The 16,976-nt window shown below is 68.4% G+C and carries 18 protein-coding genes and 1 pseudogene; 8 read left to right on the top strand and 11 right to left on the bottom strand.

Annotated features, from left to right (window positions below; translation table 11 throughout):
• Positions 1 to 62: 62 nt before the first annotated feature.
• The 4 genes from CK206_RS07615 (at position 63) to CK206_RS07605 (ending at position 2,322) form a co-directional block, all read left to right on the top strand.
• On the top strand, positions 63 to 242 hold the full coding sequence (locus CK206_RS07615) for a hypothetical protein (protein ID WP_096906039.1): 180 nt from the start codon (positions 63 to 65) through the stop codon (positions 240 to 242).
• A gap of 21 nt (positions 243 to 263) precedes the next feature.
• The gene (locus tag CK206_RS19850; RefSeq protein WP_159981104.1) at positions 264 to 434 is read left to right on the top strand and encodes a hypothetical protein; all 171 of its coding nucleotides are present in this window, start codon (positions 264 to 266) and stop codon (positions 432 to 434) included.
• Between the two features lie 109 nt (positions 435 to 543).
• On the top strand, positions 544 to 1,125 hold the full coding sequence (locus tag CK206_RS07610; protein ID WP_096906038.1) for a TetR/AcrR family transcriptional regulator: 582 nt from the start codon (positions 544 to 546) through the stop codon (positions 1,123 to 1,125).
• A 27-nt stretch (positions 1,126 to 1,152) separates the two neighbouring features.
• Positions 1,153 to 2,322 carry an acetyl-CoA C-acetyltransferase gene (locus CK206_RS07605; protein ID WP_096906037.1) on the top strand — a complete coding sequence of 390 codons (1,170 nt, stop codon included), beginning with the start codon at positions 1,153 to 1,155 and terminating at the stop codon, positions 2,320 to 2,322.
• Between the two features lie 90 nt (positions 2,323 to 2,412).
• On the opposite strand, the gene CK206_RS07600 is transcribed toward CK206_RS07605, so the two are convergent.
• From CK206_RS07600 to CK206_RS07580, 5 genes are all read right to left on the bottom strand, one after another.
• Positions 2,413 to 3,075: a hypothetical protein gene (locus tag CK206_RS07600; RefSeq protein ID WP_096906036.1), complete on the bottom strand. Its 663-nt coding sequence runs from the start codon at positions 3,073 to 3,075 to the stop codon at positions 2,413 to 2,415.
• Between the two features lie 155 nt (positions 3,076 to 3,230).
• On the bottom strand, positions 3,231 to 4,313 hold the full coding sequence (locus CK206_RS07595) for a nitronate monooxygenase family protein (protein ID WP_096906035.1): 1,083 nt from the start codon (positions 4,311 to 4,313) through the stop codon (positions 3,231 to 3,233).
• The gene (locus CK206_RS07590) at positions 4,310 to 5,095 is read right to left on the bottom strand and encodes a CoA-transferase subunit beta (protein WP_096906034.1); all 786 of its coding nucleotides are present in this window, start codon (positions 5,093 to 5,095) and stop codon (positions 4,310 to 4,312) included. The genes CK206_RS07595 and CK206_RS07590 overlap by 4 nt, the downstream gene beginning before the upstream one ends.
• Positions 5,095 to 6,024, bottom strand: a complete 930-nt coding sequence (locus CK206_RS07585) for a CoA transferase subunit A (RefSeq protein ID WP_096906033.1) — start codon at positions 6,022 to 6,024, stop codon at positions 5,095 to 5,097. Before CK206_RS07585 ends, CK206_RS07590 begins: the two co-directional genes overlap by 1 nt.
• The gene (locus tag CK206_RS07580) at positions 6,021 to 6,815 is read right to left on the bottom strand and encodes an enoyl-CoA hydratase family protein (RefSeq protein WP_096906032.1); all 795 of its coding nucleotides are present in this window, start codon (positions 6,813 to 6,815) and stop codon (positions 6,021 to 6,023) included. The genes CK206_RS07585 and CK206_RS07580 overlap by 4 nt, the downstream gene beginning before the upstream one ends.
• A gap of 75 nt (positions 6,816 to 6,890) precedes the next feature.
• On the opposite strand from CK206_RS07580, the gene CK206_RS07575 reads away from it, so the two are divergent.
• Complete coding sequence (locus CK206_RS07575) at positions 6,891 to 7,664, top strand: SDR family oxidoreductase (protein ID WP_007626124.1); 774 nt, start codon at positions 6,891 to 6,893, stop codon at positions 7,662 to 7,664.
• 90 nt (positions 7,665 to 7,754) lie between these two features.
• Positions 7,755 to 8,672 carry an SDR family oxidoreductase gene (locus tag CK206_RS07570; RefSeq protein ID WP_007626122.1) on the top strand — a complete coding sequence of 306 codons (918 nt, stop codon included), beginning with the start codon at positions 7,755 to 7,757 and terminating at the stop codon, positions 8,670 to 8,672.
• An 87-nt stretch (positions 8,673 to 8,759) separates the two neighbouring features.
• On the opposite strand, the gene CK206_RS07565 is transcribed toward CK206_RS07570, so the two are convergent.
• The 4 genes and pseudogenes from CK206_RS07565 to CK206_RS07550 all read right to left on the bottom strand — a co-directional run bounded on the left by CK206_RS07565 (position 8,760) and on the right by CK206_RS07550 (position 12,704).
• Positions 8,760 to 10,277: a hypothetical protein gene (locus CK206_RS07565; protein ID WP_096906031.1), complete on the bottom strand. Its 1,518-nt coding sequence runs from the start codon at positions 10,275 to 10,277 to the stop codon at positions 8,760 to 8,762.
• Between the two features lie 178 nt (positions 10,278 to 10,455).
• Positions 10,456 to 10,881, bottom strand: coding sequence for a nitroreductase family deazaflavin-dependent oxidoreductase (locus CK206_RS07560; protein ID WP_096907348.1), 426 nt, complete (start codon positions 10,879 to 10,881; stop codon positions 10,456 to 10,458).
• Positions 10,882 to 10,952: 71 nt separating this feature from the next.
• Positions 10,953 to 11,537, bottom strand: a complete 585-nt coding sequence (locus CK206_RS07555) for a GNAT family N-acetyltransferase (RefSeq protein WP_096906030.1) — start codon at positions 11,535 to 11,537, stop codon at positions 10,953 to 10,955.
• A gap of 1 nt (position 11,538) precedes the next feature.
• A pseudogene (locus CK206_RS07550) lies at positions 11,539 to 12,704 on the bottom strand (steroid 3-ketoacyl-CoA thiolase).
• Between the two features lie 243 nt (positions 12,705 to 12,947).
• Between CK206_RS07550 and CK206_RS07545 the strand changes: the two are divergent.
• Positions 12,948 to 14,192, top strand: a complete 1,245-nt coding sequence (locus tag CK206_RS07545) for a cytochrome P450 (protein WP_096906029.1) — start codon at positions 12,948 to 12,950, stop codon at positions 14,190 to 14,192.
• An 81-nt stretch (positions 14,193 to 14,273) separates the two neighbouring features.
• Here CK206_RS07545 and CK206_RS07540 read toward each other — a convergent pair whose 3' ends face one another.
• Positions 14,274 to 15,212 (bottom strand): transposase, encoded by a 939-nt coding sequence (locus tag CK206_RS07540; protein WP_256385643.1) that lies wholly within the window; start codon positions 15,210 to 15,212, stop codon positions 14,274 to 14,276.
• Positions 15,213 to 15,235: 23 nt separating this feature from the next.
• Between CK206_RS07540 and CK206_RS07535 the strand changes: the two genes are divergently transcribed.
• Complete coding sequence (locus tag CK206_RS07535; protein ID WP_069388925.1) at positions 15,236 to 16,591, top strand: IS256 family transposase; 1,356 nt, start codon at positions 15,236 to 15,238, stop codon at positions 16,589 to 16,591.
• A 9-nt stretch (positions 16,592 to 16,600) separates the two neighbouring features.
• Here the strand turns inward: CK206_RS07535 and CK206_RS07530 are convergent, their stop codons facing one another.
• Entirely contained in the window at positions 16,601 to 16,831 is a 231-nt protein-coding gene (locus CK206_RS07530; RefSeq protein WP_254050514.1) for an IS110 family transposase, read from the bottom strand.
• Between the last annotated feature and the right edge of the window lie 145 nt (positions 16,832 to 16,976).

Genomic DNA, 16,976 nt, shown 5'->3' with positions numbered 1-16,976 from the left:
GGGCGGTCGGGGGCCTCACTAAGCTGAGTGTCGTCAACCCCCTCGACCATCGGAGATGAAGAATGATTGACCTCAGCGGCGTGCTCGGAGGGCTCGCTGACGACCTGTGGGGATCCGTGGACGGCATCGTTCCGGCCGGATCGGCCGGCAACGTTATCGGTGGCGTGCTCAAGCTGCCCGCAGCCCTGCTCTACGGCTCGTCCAACCTGTTCTGGGGCTTCGGCTCCCACGGCCCCGGCTGATCCGACCGAACGGAGAACACCATGCTCAGTGGCTCACTGCACGACCTCCACGAGACGATCGACGGATCGGTCGACGGCCTCGCCCCCTCCCTGCCGGCCGGCTCCCTCGGCGACATCGTCCACGGGGTCCTCAACATCCCCGGGGCGCTCATCGCGACCCTGGAGTACGTCTTCCTGGGCTTCGGTTCCTGACCCGACCGCGCGACAGTGGCCGGGCCCCCGGGGACCTTTCCGGGGGCCCGGTGACGCGGGGGAGGACCGAACGTCTACCTAGCAAGTGCTTGGTTGGTACCCTCGGGGTATGACCAGCACGACCAGACGTGAGGAGCTCCTGTCGATCGCGGCAGGGCTCTTCGCCGAACGCGGCCTGCGTGCGACCACCGTCCGCGACATCGCCGACGCCGCGGGCATCCTCTCGGGGAGCCTCTACCACCACTTCTCGTCCAAAGAGGCGATCGTCGACGAGATCCTCCGCGGGTTCCTCGACGCACTCTTCGGCGAGTACCGTCGGATCGTGGAGGCCGGCCTCGGCCCGCGGGAGACCCTGGAACAGCTGGTCCGCGCCTCGTTCGAGGCCATCCACCGCGACCGCGACGAGGTCGCCATCTACCAGGACGAACTCAAGCACCTGCGCGGCAACCCGCGATTCGACTACCTCCGTGAGCGCAACACCGAGTTCCGCGAGATGTGGACCGACGTGCTCACCCGGGGGATGGAGTCCGGCGATTTCCGCGGTGACCTCGACGTGCGGCTCACCTACCGCTTCCTGCGCGACACGGTGTGGGTCGCCGTGCGGTGGTACCGGCCCGACGACGAGAACGATCACGCGGCCATCGCGGACCAATACCTCAACATCGTGCTCGACGGCCTGGCCGTCGGCTGACGTTCCCACCCCTTCCCGAGGAGACACATGACCAGCGTGACCGGCCGCGAGGCCTACGTTATCGACGCCGTCCGCACGCCCGTCGGCAAGCGCGGCGGCAGCCTGTCCGGACAGCATCCGGCCGACCTGGGCGCGCACGTCATCAAGGCGGTCGTCGAACGCACCGGTATCGACCCGGAGGTCGTCGACGACGTCATCTTCGGCTGCGTCGACACCATCGGCCCCCAGGCCGGCAACATCGCCCGCTCCGCGTGGCTCGCCGCCGGGATGCCCCTGGGCGTCCCGGGCACGACCGTCGACCGACAGTGCGGCTCCAGTCAGCAGGCCATCCACTTCGGCGCACAGGCCATCTGGTCCGGCACCCAGGACGTGATCCTGTTCGGCGGGGTGCAGAACATGAGCGCCCTGCCCATCTCGTCGGCCATGCTCGCCGGGCGCGAGTACGGATTCGACGACCCGTTCACCGGTTCCACCGGCTGGGTCGAGCGCTTCGGCTCCCAGGAGATCTCGCAGTTCAACGGCGCCCAGATGATGGCCGACAAGTGGGACATCTCCCGCCGGGAGATGGAGGAGTGGGCACTGCAGTCCCATGCCCGCGCCCGCGCCGCGATCGCCGAAGGGCGGTTCGCGGGCGAGTACGTGCCGATGGCCGGCCTCGAGGCCGATGAGACCACACGCGAGACCACCCTCGAGAAGATGGCCTCGCTGCCCGTGCTGGCCGAGGGCGGCTCACTCACCGCCGCCGTCGCCTCGCAGATCTGTGACGGCGCCTCCGCAGGACTGCTCGCCTCCGCCGAGGCCGTCGAGAAGTACGGACTGACGCCGCGCGCCCGCATCCACCACCTCACCGTCCGCGGTGACGACCCGGTGATGATGCTCTCCGCGCCCATCCCGGCGACCAAGCACGCGCTGGCCAAGACCGGCCTGACGATCGACGACATCGACGTGGTGGAGATCAACGAGGCCTTCGCCCCCGTCGTCCTGGCGTGGATCAAGGAGACCGGCGCGGACCCGGCGCGCGTCAACCCCAACGGTGGCGGCATCGCGCTGGGCCACCCGCTCGGCGCCACGGGAGCCAAGCTGTTCGCGACCCTGCTGAACGAGCTCGAGCGCACCGGCGGCCGATACGGCCTGCAGACCATGTGTGAGGGCGGCGGCACCGCCAACGTCACGATCATCGAGCGCCTGGACGCCTGACGGCGACGAACCCCGACGACCAGACGGGCCCCGCACCAGCCGGTGCGGGGCCCGTCTCATGGCGCCGCTAGGCCCGGGCGCGGTGAGGGGTCAGTTGGCGGCGTCGGTCTCGCCCAGCGCGGAGGACAGGACGGCCAGGTCGAGCTCGCCCTCCGCCTCGCCGCCGAGCGCGGACGAGAGGGTGTCGAGGCCGAGGCCGCCACCGGCCTCGCCGTCGGCCTCCCCGAGCATCGCGGACGCAGTGCCGAGCAGGTCACCCTCGCTGCCGGTGGCGACACTGCCCATAACGGCCTCGACCGGATCGCCGACGAGGAGGAACGGGTTGACCCCGGGCGCGTCATCGGACGAGCAGTAGGTGACCAGCGCGTAGACGTTGGAGTCGACGGTGGCGGACACGGTGGCCGAGTCCACGCCGATGTCGCCGAAGGTCCCCAGCAGAACGGCCGGGGAGCCGTTGGCCTTGAGGAGTTCCACTCCGGGGGCCTCACTGATGTTCTGCAGAGTGGCCAGGAGATTCGTGTCGGTGGCGGTCGCGAGCTGACCCGCGAGGGTGGCGGCCGTCGAGGTCGGCGCGAGAAGCGCACCGCAGGCGTCTCCGTCGATGAAGCCCCCGTCCAGCGTAAAGGTCACCGAGACGGTGTTGCCGTCGGTGGCGGTGTCGGTCGTGGTGGCCATGGCGACGCCGGCGCCGGCGACGGTCAGTGCGGTGGCCGCGCCGAGGGCGGCGGCGGTGCGGAGAGCAGTACGGGACATGAGGGGTTCCTCCGGAGGGGATGGGACGGGCCGCGCCCGCCTGTTATGTGAACCGTCTAAGGATAAGCCAAGAGTTCGCCACACGTGGGGATTATCGAAGACGAACGCCCCCACCTGTTGTGAGTACAGGGTGAGGGCGTCCGTGGTGACGGGCTTCAGCGGAGTTCGCGGAGCGCGTCCAGCCGTTCGTGGGCCTGGGTCATGATCCGTTGAATCAGTTCGTCACAGCTCGGCAGGTCGTCGATCATGCCCACCACCTGTCCGGAGGCCAGGACGCCGGCCTCGGTGTTGCCCTCGACCAGCCCGGCCTTGAGCAGCATCGGCGTGTTGGCGGCCATGACGATCTGCTGCCAGGTCCGGTCGGACGCCTTCCTCATGTTGAGGCCGTCCTTGGCGAGCTGCTGCCACTTCATCCCGGTCATGGACTTGAACTTATTGGCGTTCTGGACGGCGGCGGCCATGCCCTTGAGGGGGCTGCCCGATTCGAGGGCGTTGACCAGGCCGGTGCGCAGGACGCGGTGCGGCATGCCGTCGACACGGGTGGAGACAACGGTGTCCTGGAGCCCACGCTCGAGGTACTGCTTCTTCACGGCGTCGGGCACCTGCGAATCGCTGGTGAGCAGGAAGCGGGTGCCCATCGCGACGCCGGCGGCGCCGTAGGACAGTGCCGCGACCAGTCCGCGGCCGTCGAAGAAACCGCCGCCGGCGACCACGGGGATCGAGGTGTTGCCCGCGCCGCCGAGGGCGTCGATGACGCTGGGGAGGAGCAGGGTGGTGGCGACCTGGCCGGTATGTCCACCGCCCTCACCGCCCTGGACGATCACCGCGTCGGCACCCCAGGAGGCGACCTTGACGGCGTGCTTGGCCGCGCCGATGGAGGGGACGACGACGAGACCGTTCTCCTTCAGCCGGGCGATCAGCTCCGGCTTGGGCGCGAGGGCGAACGATGCGACCTTCACCCCGTGGCGGATCATCAACTCACACCGCTCGGCGGCGTCCTCGGCGTCGGCCCGGAGGTTGACGCCGAAGGGCTTGGAAGTGAGCTTCTTGGTCCGCACGATGGCGTCCTCGAGCTCGGCGTAGGTCATGGTGGCCGAGGCGATGATCCCCAGTCCGCCGGCGTTGGCCGTGGCCGCGGTCAGCTCGGGTCCGGAGACCCAGCCCATGCCCGTCTGGACGATCGGGTACTCGACACCGACGAGCTCGGTGAAGGCCGTGGACAGCGTCGGCGCGTTCATGCGGCCGGCACCTCGCGGTCGCGGAACCCGCGCGGGTCCAGCACCTCGCGGATGATGCGCAGCTCCTCGTCCGAGGGGGCGCGGGTGACCGCGGCGTCGGCCAGGTCCTCGATCTCGAAGCCCGTGTTCTCCGCGACCTCATCAGCGGTGACGCCGGGGTGCAGGCTGACCGCACGCATGCTGCGGTCGGCGCCGCCGAAGTCGAACACGCCCAGGTTGGAGACCACCCGGTGGATGTGGTGGTACCGGAAGGCGGGGTCACCCTCGGTGTAGCGGTCGTAACCGACGCCGCAGACGACGTCGACCTTCGCCGTGAAGACCCGGGAGGAGTGCTTGCCCACCCAGTAGCTGGTGGCGTGGTTGATCGAGTTGCCGGGCGCCCCACGCAGGCCGAACATCTGGCGGGTGGGCTTCTGCACGTCGTCACCGAACGCGGAGAGGTTCTGGTTGCCGAAGCGGTCGATCTGGTTGGCGCCCATCACCACGTGGCGGGTGCCGGCCTGCAGGACGTCGAACACGCGGGGGAACGGGATGTACCCCTCGAAGTCGATGGTCTTGCCCAGCGGCGGGGTCTGGCCGAGGAATCGGTACTCGCCGTCGGTGATGAGCAGGTCCGGCTCGGTCGTGAGCCGGGCCAGACGCGCGCCGATGGTGGCCATCGGGGTCATCGGCGAAGCGAAGATCTCCCCGGCGCCGGCGAAGATCTCCGCGCAGGCGACAGCGCAGTACTCGGCCCTGCTGATGGACTGAGTGGTGGCGGACTCGGTGGTGACGTCGGACATCACTTGGCTCCCTTCTGGGCGGCCTTCTCGGCAGCGGTCTTCTCCGCGAACGCGGCGACGGCCTTCTGGTAGTCCTCCTCGGACCCGGACAGGAACTCGTCGACGAACGCCTTCCAGGACGTCTCGTCCTTCGCGGATGCGGCGTAGTGCTTCTGGAACGCCTCGTCGCGGCCGTAGCCACCCGCGAACGTGAAGTGGGCGCCGTTCGGGGCCTCGGAGACGGTGTCGACGAACATGCGGCTGAGCAGCATGCGCTGCGGGCCGACCTCGTTCATCAGGGCGTCCGCGGAGTCGACGATCTCGTCGGTCTCGAGCAGGACGGTGTCGGCGGCCATGGCGTAGAGGTCGTCGAAGTACCCGTCGGCGCCGGTGAACGCGGCGTTGCCGTGCTTGTCCGCCTTGTCCAGGTGGATCAGCGCGGCGTCCATGCGCAGGGCGGGCATCGCCACGAGGGTCTCGGTCTTGCCGTCGACCTGGTACGGCGAGTCGACGGTCTTGAGCTCGTCGCCCCAGAACCGGAAGACGTCCGAGCCGAGGCCGGCGCGGGTCGGGAGGAACGGCAGGCGCTGCGCGGCGGCGGTGAGGCCCGCGCGAACCATGCCCTCGTCCATCTCGCGGGAGATGATCGACCCCTCGGTGCGGCGCGTGGCGAACCACGGGTCGTAGAACGGGGCCGAGTCCAGGGTGACGAAGCCGTAGTAGGCCTTGGAGACCTTCCCGGCCGAGCACAGCAGGCCGAGGTCCGGGCCGCCGTAGGTGATGACGGTGAGGTCGGTGAGGTCCTCGCGGCGGAGGATCGCGCGAACCAGGGCCATCGGCTTGCGTCGGGAACCCCAGCCGCCGATGCCGATCGTCATGCCGCTGGAGAGGCGCGAGACGGCCTCGTCCAGGCTCGTGCGCTTGTCGCGCGGGGTGGGGGTGCTGCTCACTTGTTCTCGCCCGTCCTCTCGGATCGCTTGTCTCGTTTGTCCAAGTTCTGGCCCGTCTTGACGAACTCGTCGCGGTGCTCGTCGGCCACGCCGGCGAGGTTGAGTTCGAACGTGAAACCCTGCTCCATGCGATACGAGGACTTCACGTCGACCGGGTCGATGTGGTTGATGGCTTCCTTGGCCGCCCGGATGACCCGCGTGTCCTTGGCCGCGATGGCCTCTGCCAGGTCGCGCGCGGCGGCGTCGAGCTGGTCGCGCGGCACGACGTCGTAGACCGTGCCCCAGTTGTGCAACTGCTGCGCGGTCACGTTGCGCGAGGTGAAGTAGAGGGTGCGCATCATGTGCGGAGGGACCATTCGTGCCAGGTGCGTGGCGGCGCCGAGGGCGCCGCGGTCCACCTCGGGCAGGCCGAACACCGCATCGTCCGAGGCGACGATGCAGTCCGCGTTGCCGACCAGACCGATCCCGCCGCCGACGCAGAAGCCGTTCACCGCGGCGATGACGGGGACCGCGCACTCGTAGACGGCGTTGAAGGCCACGTAGCAACCGCGGTTGGCCGCGAGGAGGTGGTCGAACCCCTCGAAGTCCTGCATTTCCTTGATGTCCACGCCCGCGTTGAACCCGCGGCCCTCCGCGCGGAGGATCACCACGTGGACGTCGGGGTCGCGACCCGCGGCGAGGATCTGCTCGCCGAGTTCGAACCATCCCGCGGACGGGATGGCGTTGACCGGGGGGTAGTCGACCGTGACGGTGGCTATCCCGTCTGCGCCCTTGTCGACGTTGATGCCCATGGAGCTCCTTCCACGCCACCGCCGAACTCGCCGGCTCAGTGACTGACCAAACGCTTGCTTGGTAGGCTAGCACGCATGACGAACATCGATCTGGGTCTGGCGGGGAAGGTCGTCCTCGTCACGGGGGGCGTACGCGGCGTGGGTGCCGGCATCAGCGCGGTCTTCAGGGAGGCTGGGGCGGTGGTCGTGACCTGTGCGCGACGGCCGGCTGACGAGGGGTCCGATGTGGCCGACCTGGAGTTCCACTCCGTCGACCTCCGCGACGCGGACGCGGTGCGCGCGATGATCGACGACATCGTCGCCCGGCACGGGCGGCTCGACGTGGTGGTCAACAACGCCGGGGGCGCACCGTTCGCGCTCGCGGCGGAGGCCAGCGCCAACTTCCACGCCAAGATCGTCGCCCTCAACCTGCTGTCCGCGCTGACGGTGTCGCAGGAGGCGAACCGGGTCATGCAACCGACCGGCGGCGCGATCATCAACATCTCGTCCGTCTCCGGCCACCGGCCCTCCCCGGGTACCGCGTCCTACGGGGCGGCCAAGGCGGGTATCGACTCGCTCACGCAGTCGCTCGCCGTCGAATGGGCCCCGGCCGTGCGCGTGAACTCCGTCGTGGTGGGGCCGGTCAAGACCGAACAGGCCGAGCTGCACTACGGCGACGCCGACGGGGTGGCCGCCGTCGACGCCACCATCCCCATGGGCCGCATGGCCGAGCCCGCCGACGTGGGCCGCGCCGCCGCGTTCCTCGCCTCGCCGCTCGCCGCGTACATCACCGGTGCCGAATTGCTCGTCCACGGCGGCGGCGAGAAGCCCGCGTTCCTCTCGGCGTCCACCGCCGAGAACAAGCACTGAGCCCGACCGGGCATCACACACCTCAACCGACTCTGCGTACCTGCACTGGTCTTGCGCACCTGCACTGTCACCACGATCAAGGAGTAATCAATGGGAATCTGCGACGGACGCGTCGTCATCGTCACCGGCGCCGGCCGCGGCATCGGCCGTGAGCACGCCCTGGCCTTTGCCGCCGAGGGTGCCAAGGTCGTCGTCAACGACCTCGGCGCCGGCATCGACGGCCAGGACGTGGGGGAGCACCCCGCCGAGCAGGTCGTCGCCGAGATTAAGGCCGCCGGCGGCGACGCCGTGGTCAACGGCAACGACATCTCCTCGTGGGACGGCGCGCGCGAGCTCGTCCAGCAGGCCATCGACACCTTCGGCGGCCTCGACGTGCTGGTCAACAACGCGGGCTTCCTGCGCGACAAGATGCTCGTCGGCATGTCCGAGGAGGAGTGGGACAAGGTCACCACCGTGCACCTCAAGGGCCACTACGCACCGCTGCGTCATGCCGCCGAGTACTGGCGCGCCGAGTCCAAGGCCGGCCGCCCGCGCGCCGCTCGCGTCATCAACACCTCCTCGGGCGCCGGACTGTTCGGCTCGGTCGGCCAGGGCAACTACGCCACCGCCAAGGCAGGCATCGCCCTGCTGACCATCCAGACCGCCGCCGAGATGAAGGGTTACGGCGTGACCGCCAACGCCATCGCGCCCTCGGCTCGCACCCGCATGACGACCTCCGCCGGCGAGGCCATGGCCGCGCAGATGGCCGCGCCCGAGGACGGCTCGTTCGACGTGATGGACCCGGCCAACATCTCGCCGCTCGTCGTGTGGCTCGGCTCCGAGGAGTCCGGCGACGTCTCCGGTCGCGTCTTCGAGGTCGAGGGCGGCAAGGTCACCGTCTGCGACGGCTGGCAGCGCGCCGCGTCCGAGGACAAGGGCGCCAAGTGGGATCCGGCTGAGCTCGGCTCCGTGGTGCCGCGTCTGGTCTCCGAGTCGCCGACGCCGGTGCCGGTCTACGGCGCGCGCTGAGGCGCCGGACCCGGACATAAGTAAACCCCGCACCTTCTTCCGGGAAGGTGCGGGGTTTACTCGTCGCTTGTGCGCGACCTGATCAGATCAGGGGCGCGGGCAGTTCTGGGCGTCAACCGAGCCCAGTGCCGCGAGCTGGTCGATCTGCGCCTGCGGCAGGTCGCACAGCGGGAAGCCCGGGACTGCGGGCAGCGGCGGAAGCTGCACGTTGGTGCCTGCGGCAGCGCCGACCGCGGCGCCACCGAGGGCGAGCGCGCCGCCCACCGACAGGATCGGCAGCAGGCCGCCGCCCACGCTCGACTCGACGCTGTCCGCGGTATCGAGCGAGGTCATCAGACCGGCGGTCGAGCCGATGTTGGTGGACATAACCGAGTTCTGGGAGCCGTTCGCCAGCGACGCCGTGCCGTTGTCCGAGCCGCTCTCCAGCGAACCGGTGAACGCGGTCAGCGAGCCGTTGACCCCGGTGAGCTCCTCCACGGAGCCGTTGATGGTGCCCGTGCTGTCACTGACCGACCCGGTGATCGTGTCGGAGCTCTGGCCGGTCGAGCCACCCTCGCCGGTGATCGAGCCGAGCAGACCGGTCTCCGGGCCGGCAACCGAGTTGGTGATGCCGCCGAGCGAGCCGGCGATCCCCTGGGTGAGCAGTCCGCCCGTGACCGAACCGAGCAGGCCATCCGTCGGATCGGTGACCGAACCCGCGACGTCGTCGATGGAGCCCGCGGTCTCGTTCGTGATGGCCTCGAGGGAGCCACCGCCTTCGATGGAGCCACCGAGGGCGGACGTGATGTCGCCGGCCGAGCCGCCGTCTCCGAGCGAGTCCGAGATGCCGACGCCGATGGTGTCGAGCGAGCCGCCGAGATTGCTGGTGATGTCGCCAGCCGAACCGCCGGTTTCAATAGAGCCTGCGGTGGCCTCGAGGACGCCCGAGAGGGAGCCGCCGGTATTGAGCAGGTCGCCGATGCCCCGGAGGACCGAAGTGAGCGAGCCGCCGCCCTCGATCGAACCGGTGAGGGAATCGGTGAAGTCGTCGAGCGAGCCACTGGCGCCGGTGAGCGAGCCGGTGACCTCTGAGATCGACCCCTCGACAACCCCCGGGGTGTCGGACAGGGAGCCGCCGGAGGTGAGGAGGCCACCGATGCCGCGGAGGGCGGAGTTGAGGGAGCCGTCGGCCCCGTCGACCGAGCCCGTGATGGTCTCGATCGAGCCCTCGACGACGCCGGGCGTGCCGCCCAGGGAGCCGCCATTTTCGAGCAGATCGCCACTGCCCGCAGCGACGGCGGGGAGGGAACCGCTGGTGTCACCGAGAGAATCGGAGATCCCATTGGCGATGGTTCCGGCAGAACCGCCGATGTTGGCGGAACCGCCGGCCTGCGTAGAGCCCTGACCGATGCCCTCAGTGGAGCCGTCGGGGATGATGCTCTCGGGAATGAGATCAGCGGAGCCGGGGATGGTGAGTGTCGACGAGTCGGGGACCTCGGGCATATCCGAGCCGGTGATGCCGCCAATGATGTCGGTAATGATATTCGCGTTGGCAACGCCGACAGCGCTGGACATGGCAAGGGCCGTCGTCGCGGCAAGCGCGGCGGCCCTGGTGGTGTTCTTCATTAACGGGGATCCTCTCGAATTCACTGAACAACTGTGTCACCTGACACATGAGAATCCCCTGAACGTGAACTTTTGTCAATCTAAATTATTGCAAGTGTCCCAAGTCATAGTTTACGAGAGGCACTGCGCCTGACGTGGGCAAAGTTGACCAGGCAGCTAAACGCCTCTGACTGCGGTGTTAGGCGGGTTCGCATATCACTACCGGGATGACCCTGCTGGTGTTTGCCTGATACTCAGCAAAGTCCGCGTAGCGCTCGACCAGGCGTGGCCACAATTCCGCCCGTTCGGTGGGTGAGGCCTCCCGAGCCGTCATGGATCTGACCCGGCGGCCCACCTGAACGGTGACCGCAGGCTCCGCCAGGATGTTGCGGTACCACTGGGGGTGCGACGGGAGCCCGCCCTGTGAGGCGACCAACAGAACGCGATCGCCCTCGGGCAGATGGAGCAACGGCACAGTTCTTGGCTGACCCGACTTTCGCCCCGTCGTCGTCAACAAACACACCGGAACCGGCGCCCGCAGCGCCGATCCCACGCGCCAGTTCCCACCGACCCGACCGCCGGTGCGCTGATACAGCCACGTGTTGACCCGCGACATCACCTTGATGAGACCGACGACCCACGGCGCGCCACGCCGCGGGTCGTCGACGCCGGTCTCGGGCGTGGGACCGGCTCCGCTCACCGGTTACCGGCCATCGGTGCACGGACGATCAGGTGCTTGCCGGGGAAGAACGCGGCGAGTTCGCGGCGGCTCTCCTTGAGCGACCGGAGCCCGAAGCCCTTCTTGCGCTCCTCGGGGCGGATCCAGATGGCCACATCGACGTCACCGTTGTCGATCTGCTCGCCGAAGACGAGCCCGATGGGCGCGTCACGGTCGGTGTCGACCGCCACGAACCACATCGCCGACTCGGCCTCGATACGGTCCAGACCGTTCCGCAACTCCTGCTCGGTCTTCTCCCGGTCCCAGGTCCCGCCGGTCGCGGACGTCTCATCGGACGAGCGTGCGTGATAGAGGGACGTGTGCTCCTCGGACTCCGTGAAGGGACGGAGGGTGAAGCCCTGTCCGGCCCCGCCGGCCGGCCCTCCGGAGGGGGAGCCGGCGAACGCCTCGAGTGGGGCCCGCAGGACCTCGCCCGCCTCGTCGGGGGACACCGATAGCAGGCTCGCGATGGCGCGGACCGCGTCCTCGGGGCCGTCGGCCGACGACACGGCGGCGAAGACCTCCCGCCGGCGGTTCGCGGCCGTCTCGATGGCGTTGCTCATGTCAGATCCTCTCGATGATGCTCGCCGAGGCCTGGGCGCCTCCCGCGCACATCGTGATGAGGGCGCGTTCGCCGTCCGTGCGCTCGAGCTCGTGCAGGGCGGTGGTGATGAGCCGCGACCCGGTACTGCCGACGGGGTGGCCGATCGCGATGGCCCCTCCGTTGACGTTGACCTTGTCCATGTCGGGCCCGTGCACCTGCGCCCAGCTTAGGAGCACGGAGGCGAACGCCTCGTTGCATTCGAAGAGATCGAAGTCCGAGATCGACATGCCGGAGCGGTCGAGTACCCGCTGGGTGGCCTGGACCGGGCCGTCGAGGTGGTACTCGGGCTCGCCGCCCACGAGTGCCTGGTGCAGGATCCGTGCCCGCGGCTTCAGCCCGTGCGCCTTGGCCACGTCCTCGTCCATGAGCAGGACGGCCGCCGAGCCGTCCGACATCTGGCTGGAGGTGCCGGCGGTGTGCAGCCCACCCTCCATCACGGGTTTGAGGGACGCCAGCGCCTCCGCGGTGGTGTCGCGCAGCCCCTGATCGCGGGTGACGGTCACCGTCTCGCCGGTGTAGGTGCCGTCCTTGAGGCGCTCGGGGGCGTCGACGGCGAAGGTCTCGCGATCGAAGCGGCCCTCCTCCCACGCGCGCTTCGCGTTGGCCTGGGACCGGACACCCAGCTCCTCGAGGTCGGCGCGGCTCAGCCCGCGGCGCTTCGCGATCCGGTCGGCGGCGGTGAACTGGTCGGGCAGGTCGACGTCCCAGTCGTCCGGGCGCGGCATCCCGTTGGAGCCGTCGCCGACGGCGGCGCGCAGCGCGATCCAGCTCATCGACTCGACGCCGCACGCGATCCCGACGTCCATCCCCCCGCGTGGATGAGGTTGGCGATGAAGTGATTGGCCTGCTGCGCGGACGAGCACTGGCAATCGATGGTCGTGCACGCCGTCTGCCACGGCAGTCCCGACGCGAGCCAGGCGCCGCGGGTGACGTTGTTCCCCTGGGCGCCGGCCTGGGTGACGCACCCTCCGACGACCTGCTCGACGAGCGCGGCGTCGATCCCGGCGCGCCGGATGACCTCCTTCTGCGAGGCCCCCAGCAGGTGCGCGGGGTGCAGGCCCGACAGCGCGCCGCGAGCCTTTCCGATCGGGGTCCGGACGGCCTCGACGATGACGGGATTTCCCATGGATGCGCTCCTTTGGAAGCAAGGTTAGAACGAGTTCTAGTTTACGTCACCCGGCGGGGGATTCCGAGTTCGCGGTGCGGGGGGCGACCGGGCGCTCCGGGCGATCAGGAACGACGACCCAGAAGTGAACGTGTTCCAGTATGGTGCCTATAACGTGTTCTAGATTACATTGCGGGGTGAGGGCAGAGATGTCCCGGCGCCGTTCGAGCACGAGACGCAATCAGACGTGGTCAAGGAGTGCCAGTGCAGCCAGTCACCATTCCCGAGGGGTTCGATTTCACGGATCCGGAGCTCTACGAGAAGCGCCTACCGCATCCCGAGTGGGCCCACCTCCGCCGGACCGAGCCGATCTGGTGGTGCGCCAAGGACCCCGGGGTCGACGGTTTCGACGACGACGGCTACTGGGTCGTCACCAAGCACGAGGACGTCAAGGAGATCTCGCGCCGGACCAACGAGGTCTTCTCCACCTTCGAGAACACCGCCATCCCGCGCTTCGCCCCCGGCACCGAGCGGGAGATCGTCGAGCTCACCCGCCTGCTGTTCATCAACCAGGACGGCGAGGAGCACAAGAAGTACCGGCGGATCATCTCGAAGGGGTTCACCCCGCGCAACATCGAGAAGATGCGCGAGCACCTCGCCGAGAAGGCCAAGAACATCGTCGAGACCGCGGCGGCGAAGGGCAGCGGCGACTTCATCGTCGACGTCGCCTCCGAGCTCCCGCTCCAGGCCATCGCCGAGCTCATCGGCATCCCGCTGGAGGACCGTCACCAGATCTTCGAGTGGTCCAACCAGATGACCAGCTACGACGTCCCCGGCAAGGTCGAGGAGTCGCAGATGGCCAACGCCATGGTGCTCTCCTACGCCCAGGAGTTGGCCACCAAGCGCGAGACCGACCCCCGTGACGACCTGGTCACCAAGCTCATCCAGGCTGATGTCGACGGCGAGAAGCTCACCTCCGACGAGTTCGGCTGGTTCGTGGTCCTGCTCGCGGTGGCGGGCAATGAGACCACCCGCAACGCCACGACCCACGGGATGATCGCGTTCCTCGAGAACCCCGACCAGTGGGAGCTGTTCAAGCGCGAGCGCCCGGCGACCGCCTACGACGAGATCCTGCGGTGGGCCTCCCCGATCACCTCGTTCCAGCGCACCGCCACCGAGGACGTGGAGATCGGCGGGGTGACCATGAAGAAGGGTGACCGTGCCGCGATCATGTACGGCTCGGCGAACTTCGACGAGGACGTCTTCTCCGATCCGTTCACGTTCGACATCACCCGCGACCCGAACCCGCATCTGACGTTCGGCGGCAACGGCCCGCACTACTGCATCGGCGCCAACCTGGCCAAGCTGCAGATCGAGCTGATCTTCAACGCGATCGCCGATCACATGCCGGACATCACCTCGCTGGGGGACTCGACGCGTCTGCGTTCGGGTTGGCTCAACGCGATCCAGGACTGGAAGGTCGACTTCAAGTGCCCGGTCATGCACTGACCTGACACAGCGAGCCCGACACAGCGAGCCTGACACAGCGAGCAGCCAGACCCGGCCCCCGGCCGGATGCTCCTATGGATGTCAAGCGGCTTTGGCGAGGTCGGCGGTGGTCGGTGCTTTGGTGGCGGGGTCGCGAGCCTGTAGGTCGTTGATCAGGGCATGGTAGATCTCGCGCGCGATGTGGCGTTTGAGGCAGCGCATGATGTCTTTCTTGGACAGGCCTTGCGCGGTTCGTCGGTCAACGTATGAGCGGGTGCGTTCGTCCCATCGCATGCGGCTCAGTGCGATGGTATGCAGGGCGTGGTTCGCGGCCCGGTCGCCACCGCGGTTGAGTCGGTGTCGGTCTCGTCGTCCTGAAGAGGCAGGGATCGGGGCCACGCCGCACAGGTGCGCGAACGCCGCTTCGGAGCGCAGCCTGTCTGGGTTGTCGCCCGCGGTGGCCAGAAGCTGCCCGGCGACGTCAGGTCCCACGCCCATGCGGTTCATCAGGGTCGGAGCCGTCTGCGCGGTCAGGGCTTTTAGCTCGACGTCGAGGTCGGCGATCTCCTCACTCAGTGCCAAGATCCGGCGGCTCAGAATGCGTAGTGCCGCCTTGGTCGCGCCGAGGGGACTAGCGAGGTCGCTGGGACGGAACCGGGCGCAGACTACGGCCAGCTCGCGGGCGGGCAGGCCACGCAACTGGGCTCGCAATTCCTCCGGAGCGGTGATCACCAGCTGCCTGGCCTGGTTGATCGCTTGGGTGCGGGCCTTGACCGCGGAGCGCCGAGGCACACGCAAGGCCCGGACGGCCTCCACGATCCCGTCGCGGGTCTTCGGCACGCCAGTGGCACGCCCGGAGGCGACCGCGGTAGCAGCGGCATAGGCGTCTATCGGGTCGGACTTGCCCTTCATCCGCCGGGTCTTGCGGTCGGGTCGGTCGACTTCGACCACCGGTAGTCCGGCCCGGGCCAGCACCCGAGACAGCTCGGCGCCGTAGGCTCCGGTTGCCCTGGGCGTGTCAGATGGTCTGTGTGAGTTGATCCGGAGGAGGAATCATGAACGCTATGGCTGTTGACGACCACGACGCTACGGATGTATCAGATGCTGCTGGGCTTCGCCGGGAGGTGTTCTCGGATGCGCTGATTGATCACGTACTCGCCGAGACCCGTTCGCGAGGGTTGGAGTTGACTGGCAAGGACGGCTTTTTGAACGAGATGCTCAAGGCCGTCCTTGAGCGGGGCATGGGCGCCGAGCTGACCGAGCATCTGGGCCGCGATGCCCACGCCCGTGGCGGGGACGGAAACCACCGCAACGGCACTTCGCGCAAGACCGTGGCCACCGAGGTCGGCCCGGTGGAACTGGATCAGCCCCGCGATCGGCAGGGCTCGTTCGCCTCCCAGCTCGTCCCGAAGGGCGCCCGCCGGCTCGGCGGGCTGGAGGACCAGATCATCTCGCTGTACGCCGGCGGAATGACCGTCCGGGAGATCGAGCACCACCTCGCGCGGACCCTGGGGGTGGAGCTGTCGCACGAGTCCATCGCCAACGTCACCGACGCGGTCCTGGACGAAGTCGCCGCCTGGCAGCACCGCCCGTTGGAGGCGTTCTACCCGGTGGTGTTCCTGGACGCGATCCACATCAAGATCCGCGATGGAGCCCACGTGAAGACCCGCGCTGCCCACATCGCGGTCGGGGTCGATCTTGAGGGCGTCAAGCACGTGCTCGGCATCTGGGTGCAGGCCAAGGAAGGCGCGGCGTTCTGGGCCAGCGTGTGCGCCGAACTGGCCAATCGCGGCGTCAAAGACGTCCTGATCGTGGCCTGCGACGGGCTGACCGGACTGTCCGAGGCGATTGCCGCGACCTGGCCTTTCGCCGAGGTGCAGACCTGCGTGGTGCACCTGATCCGGGCCTCGATGCGGTTCGTGTCCTACAGCGACCGCAAGAACGTGGCCAAGGCACTCAAGCCGATCTACACCGCCGCCAACGCCGAGGCCGCCAGAGCCGCACTGGAGGCCTTCGCCGAATCGCCGCTGGGCGCCAAGTACCCCACCGCCGTCAGGTCGTGGGAGGCCGCCTGGGAGCGGTTCATCCCGTTCCTGGCCTTCGGCCCAGCCACACGCAAGCTGATCTACACCACGAACTCGATCGAGTCGCTGAACTACCAGCTGCGCAAGATCACCAAGAACCGCGGGCACTTCCCCAGCGATGCCGCCGCGATCAAGCTGCTATGGCTAGCCATACGCAACATCGAGGACCGACGAGACCGAGAACGCGCCAAGGACGCTCAACGCCGAGCAGACGGCCACGCAGGCCCCCGGAAATCGATCCCCAGACTCGTCGAAGGCGCCACCATCCACGGTTGGCGAGCCGCACTGGCCGAACTCGCACTGGCCTACCCGGAACGCTTCGACCCCCACATGTGACAGACATCACTAACCAAAACTCACACAATTATCTTGACAGGCTCCGGTGCCCTCGACCCCAACGGCCTGCACGGTGCCGTGGCCGCCGAGCCATGAAAGTAGCTGCCGGTACCCGGAACCCGTGGCCGGGAACTCTCGGTCGGCCAGATGCCGCCCGAGGGAGTCGATCACCGCCGCGTGATGGGTCTGGCCATGCGTATCCACTCCGGCGATGACATGCACGTGCTGATCGGACATCATGGTCACTGCTGCCTTTCTCGTTGATCCCGGTGGGGCAGCACGCGCCGGCCAGGCGGGCGGACAAGACAGTGGCGGGGCTTCTGAACCAAGCTCCTATGAGGTCACAAACGCCCGTCCGGTCGCGTGCGTAGCGATCCCCCGAGCG

The sequence above is a fragment of the Dietzia sp. WMMA184 genome (assembly GCF_002441635.1).
Taxonomy (GTDB): domain Bacteria; phylum Actinomycetota; class Actinomycetes; order Mycobacteriales; family Mycobacteriaceae; genus Dietzia; species Dietzia kunjamensis.
The sequence above is the reverse complement of the archived record's forward strand: the minus strand, read 5'-3'. Positions and strand labels throughout refer to the sequence as shown.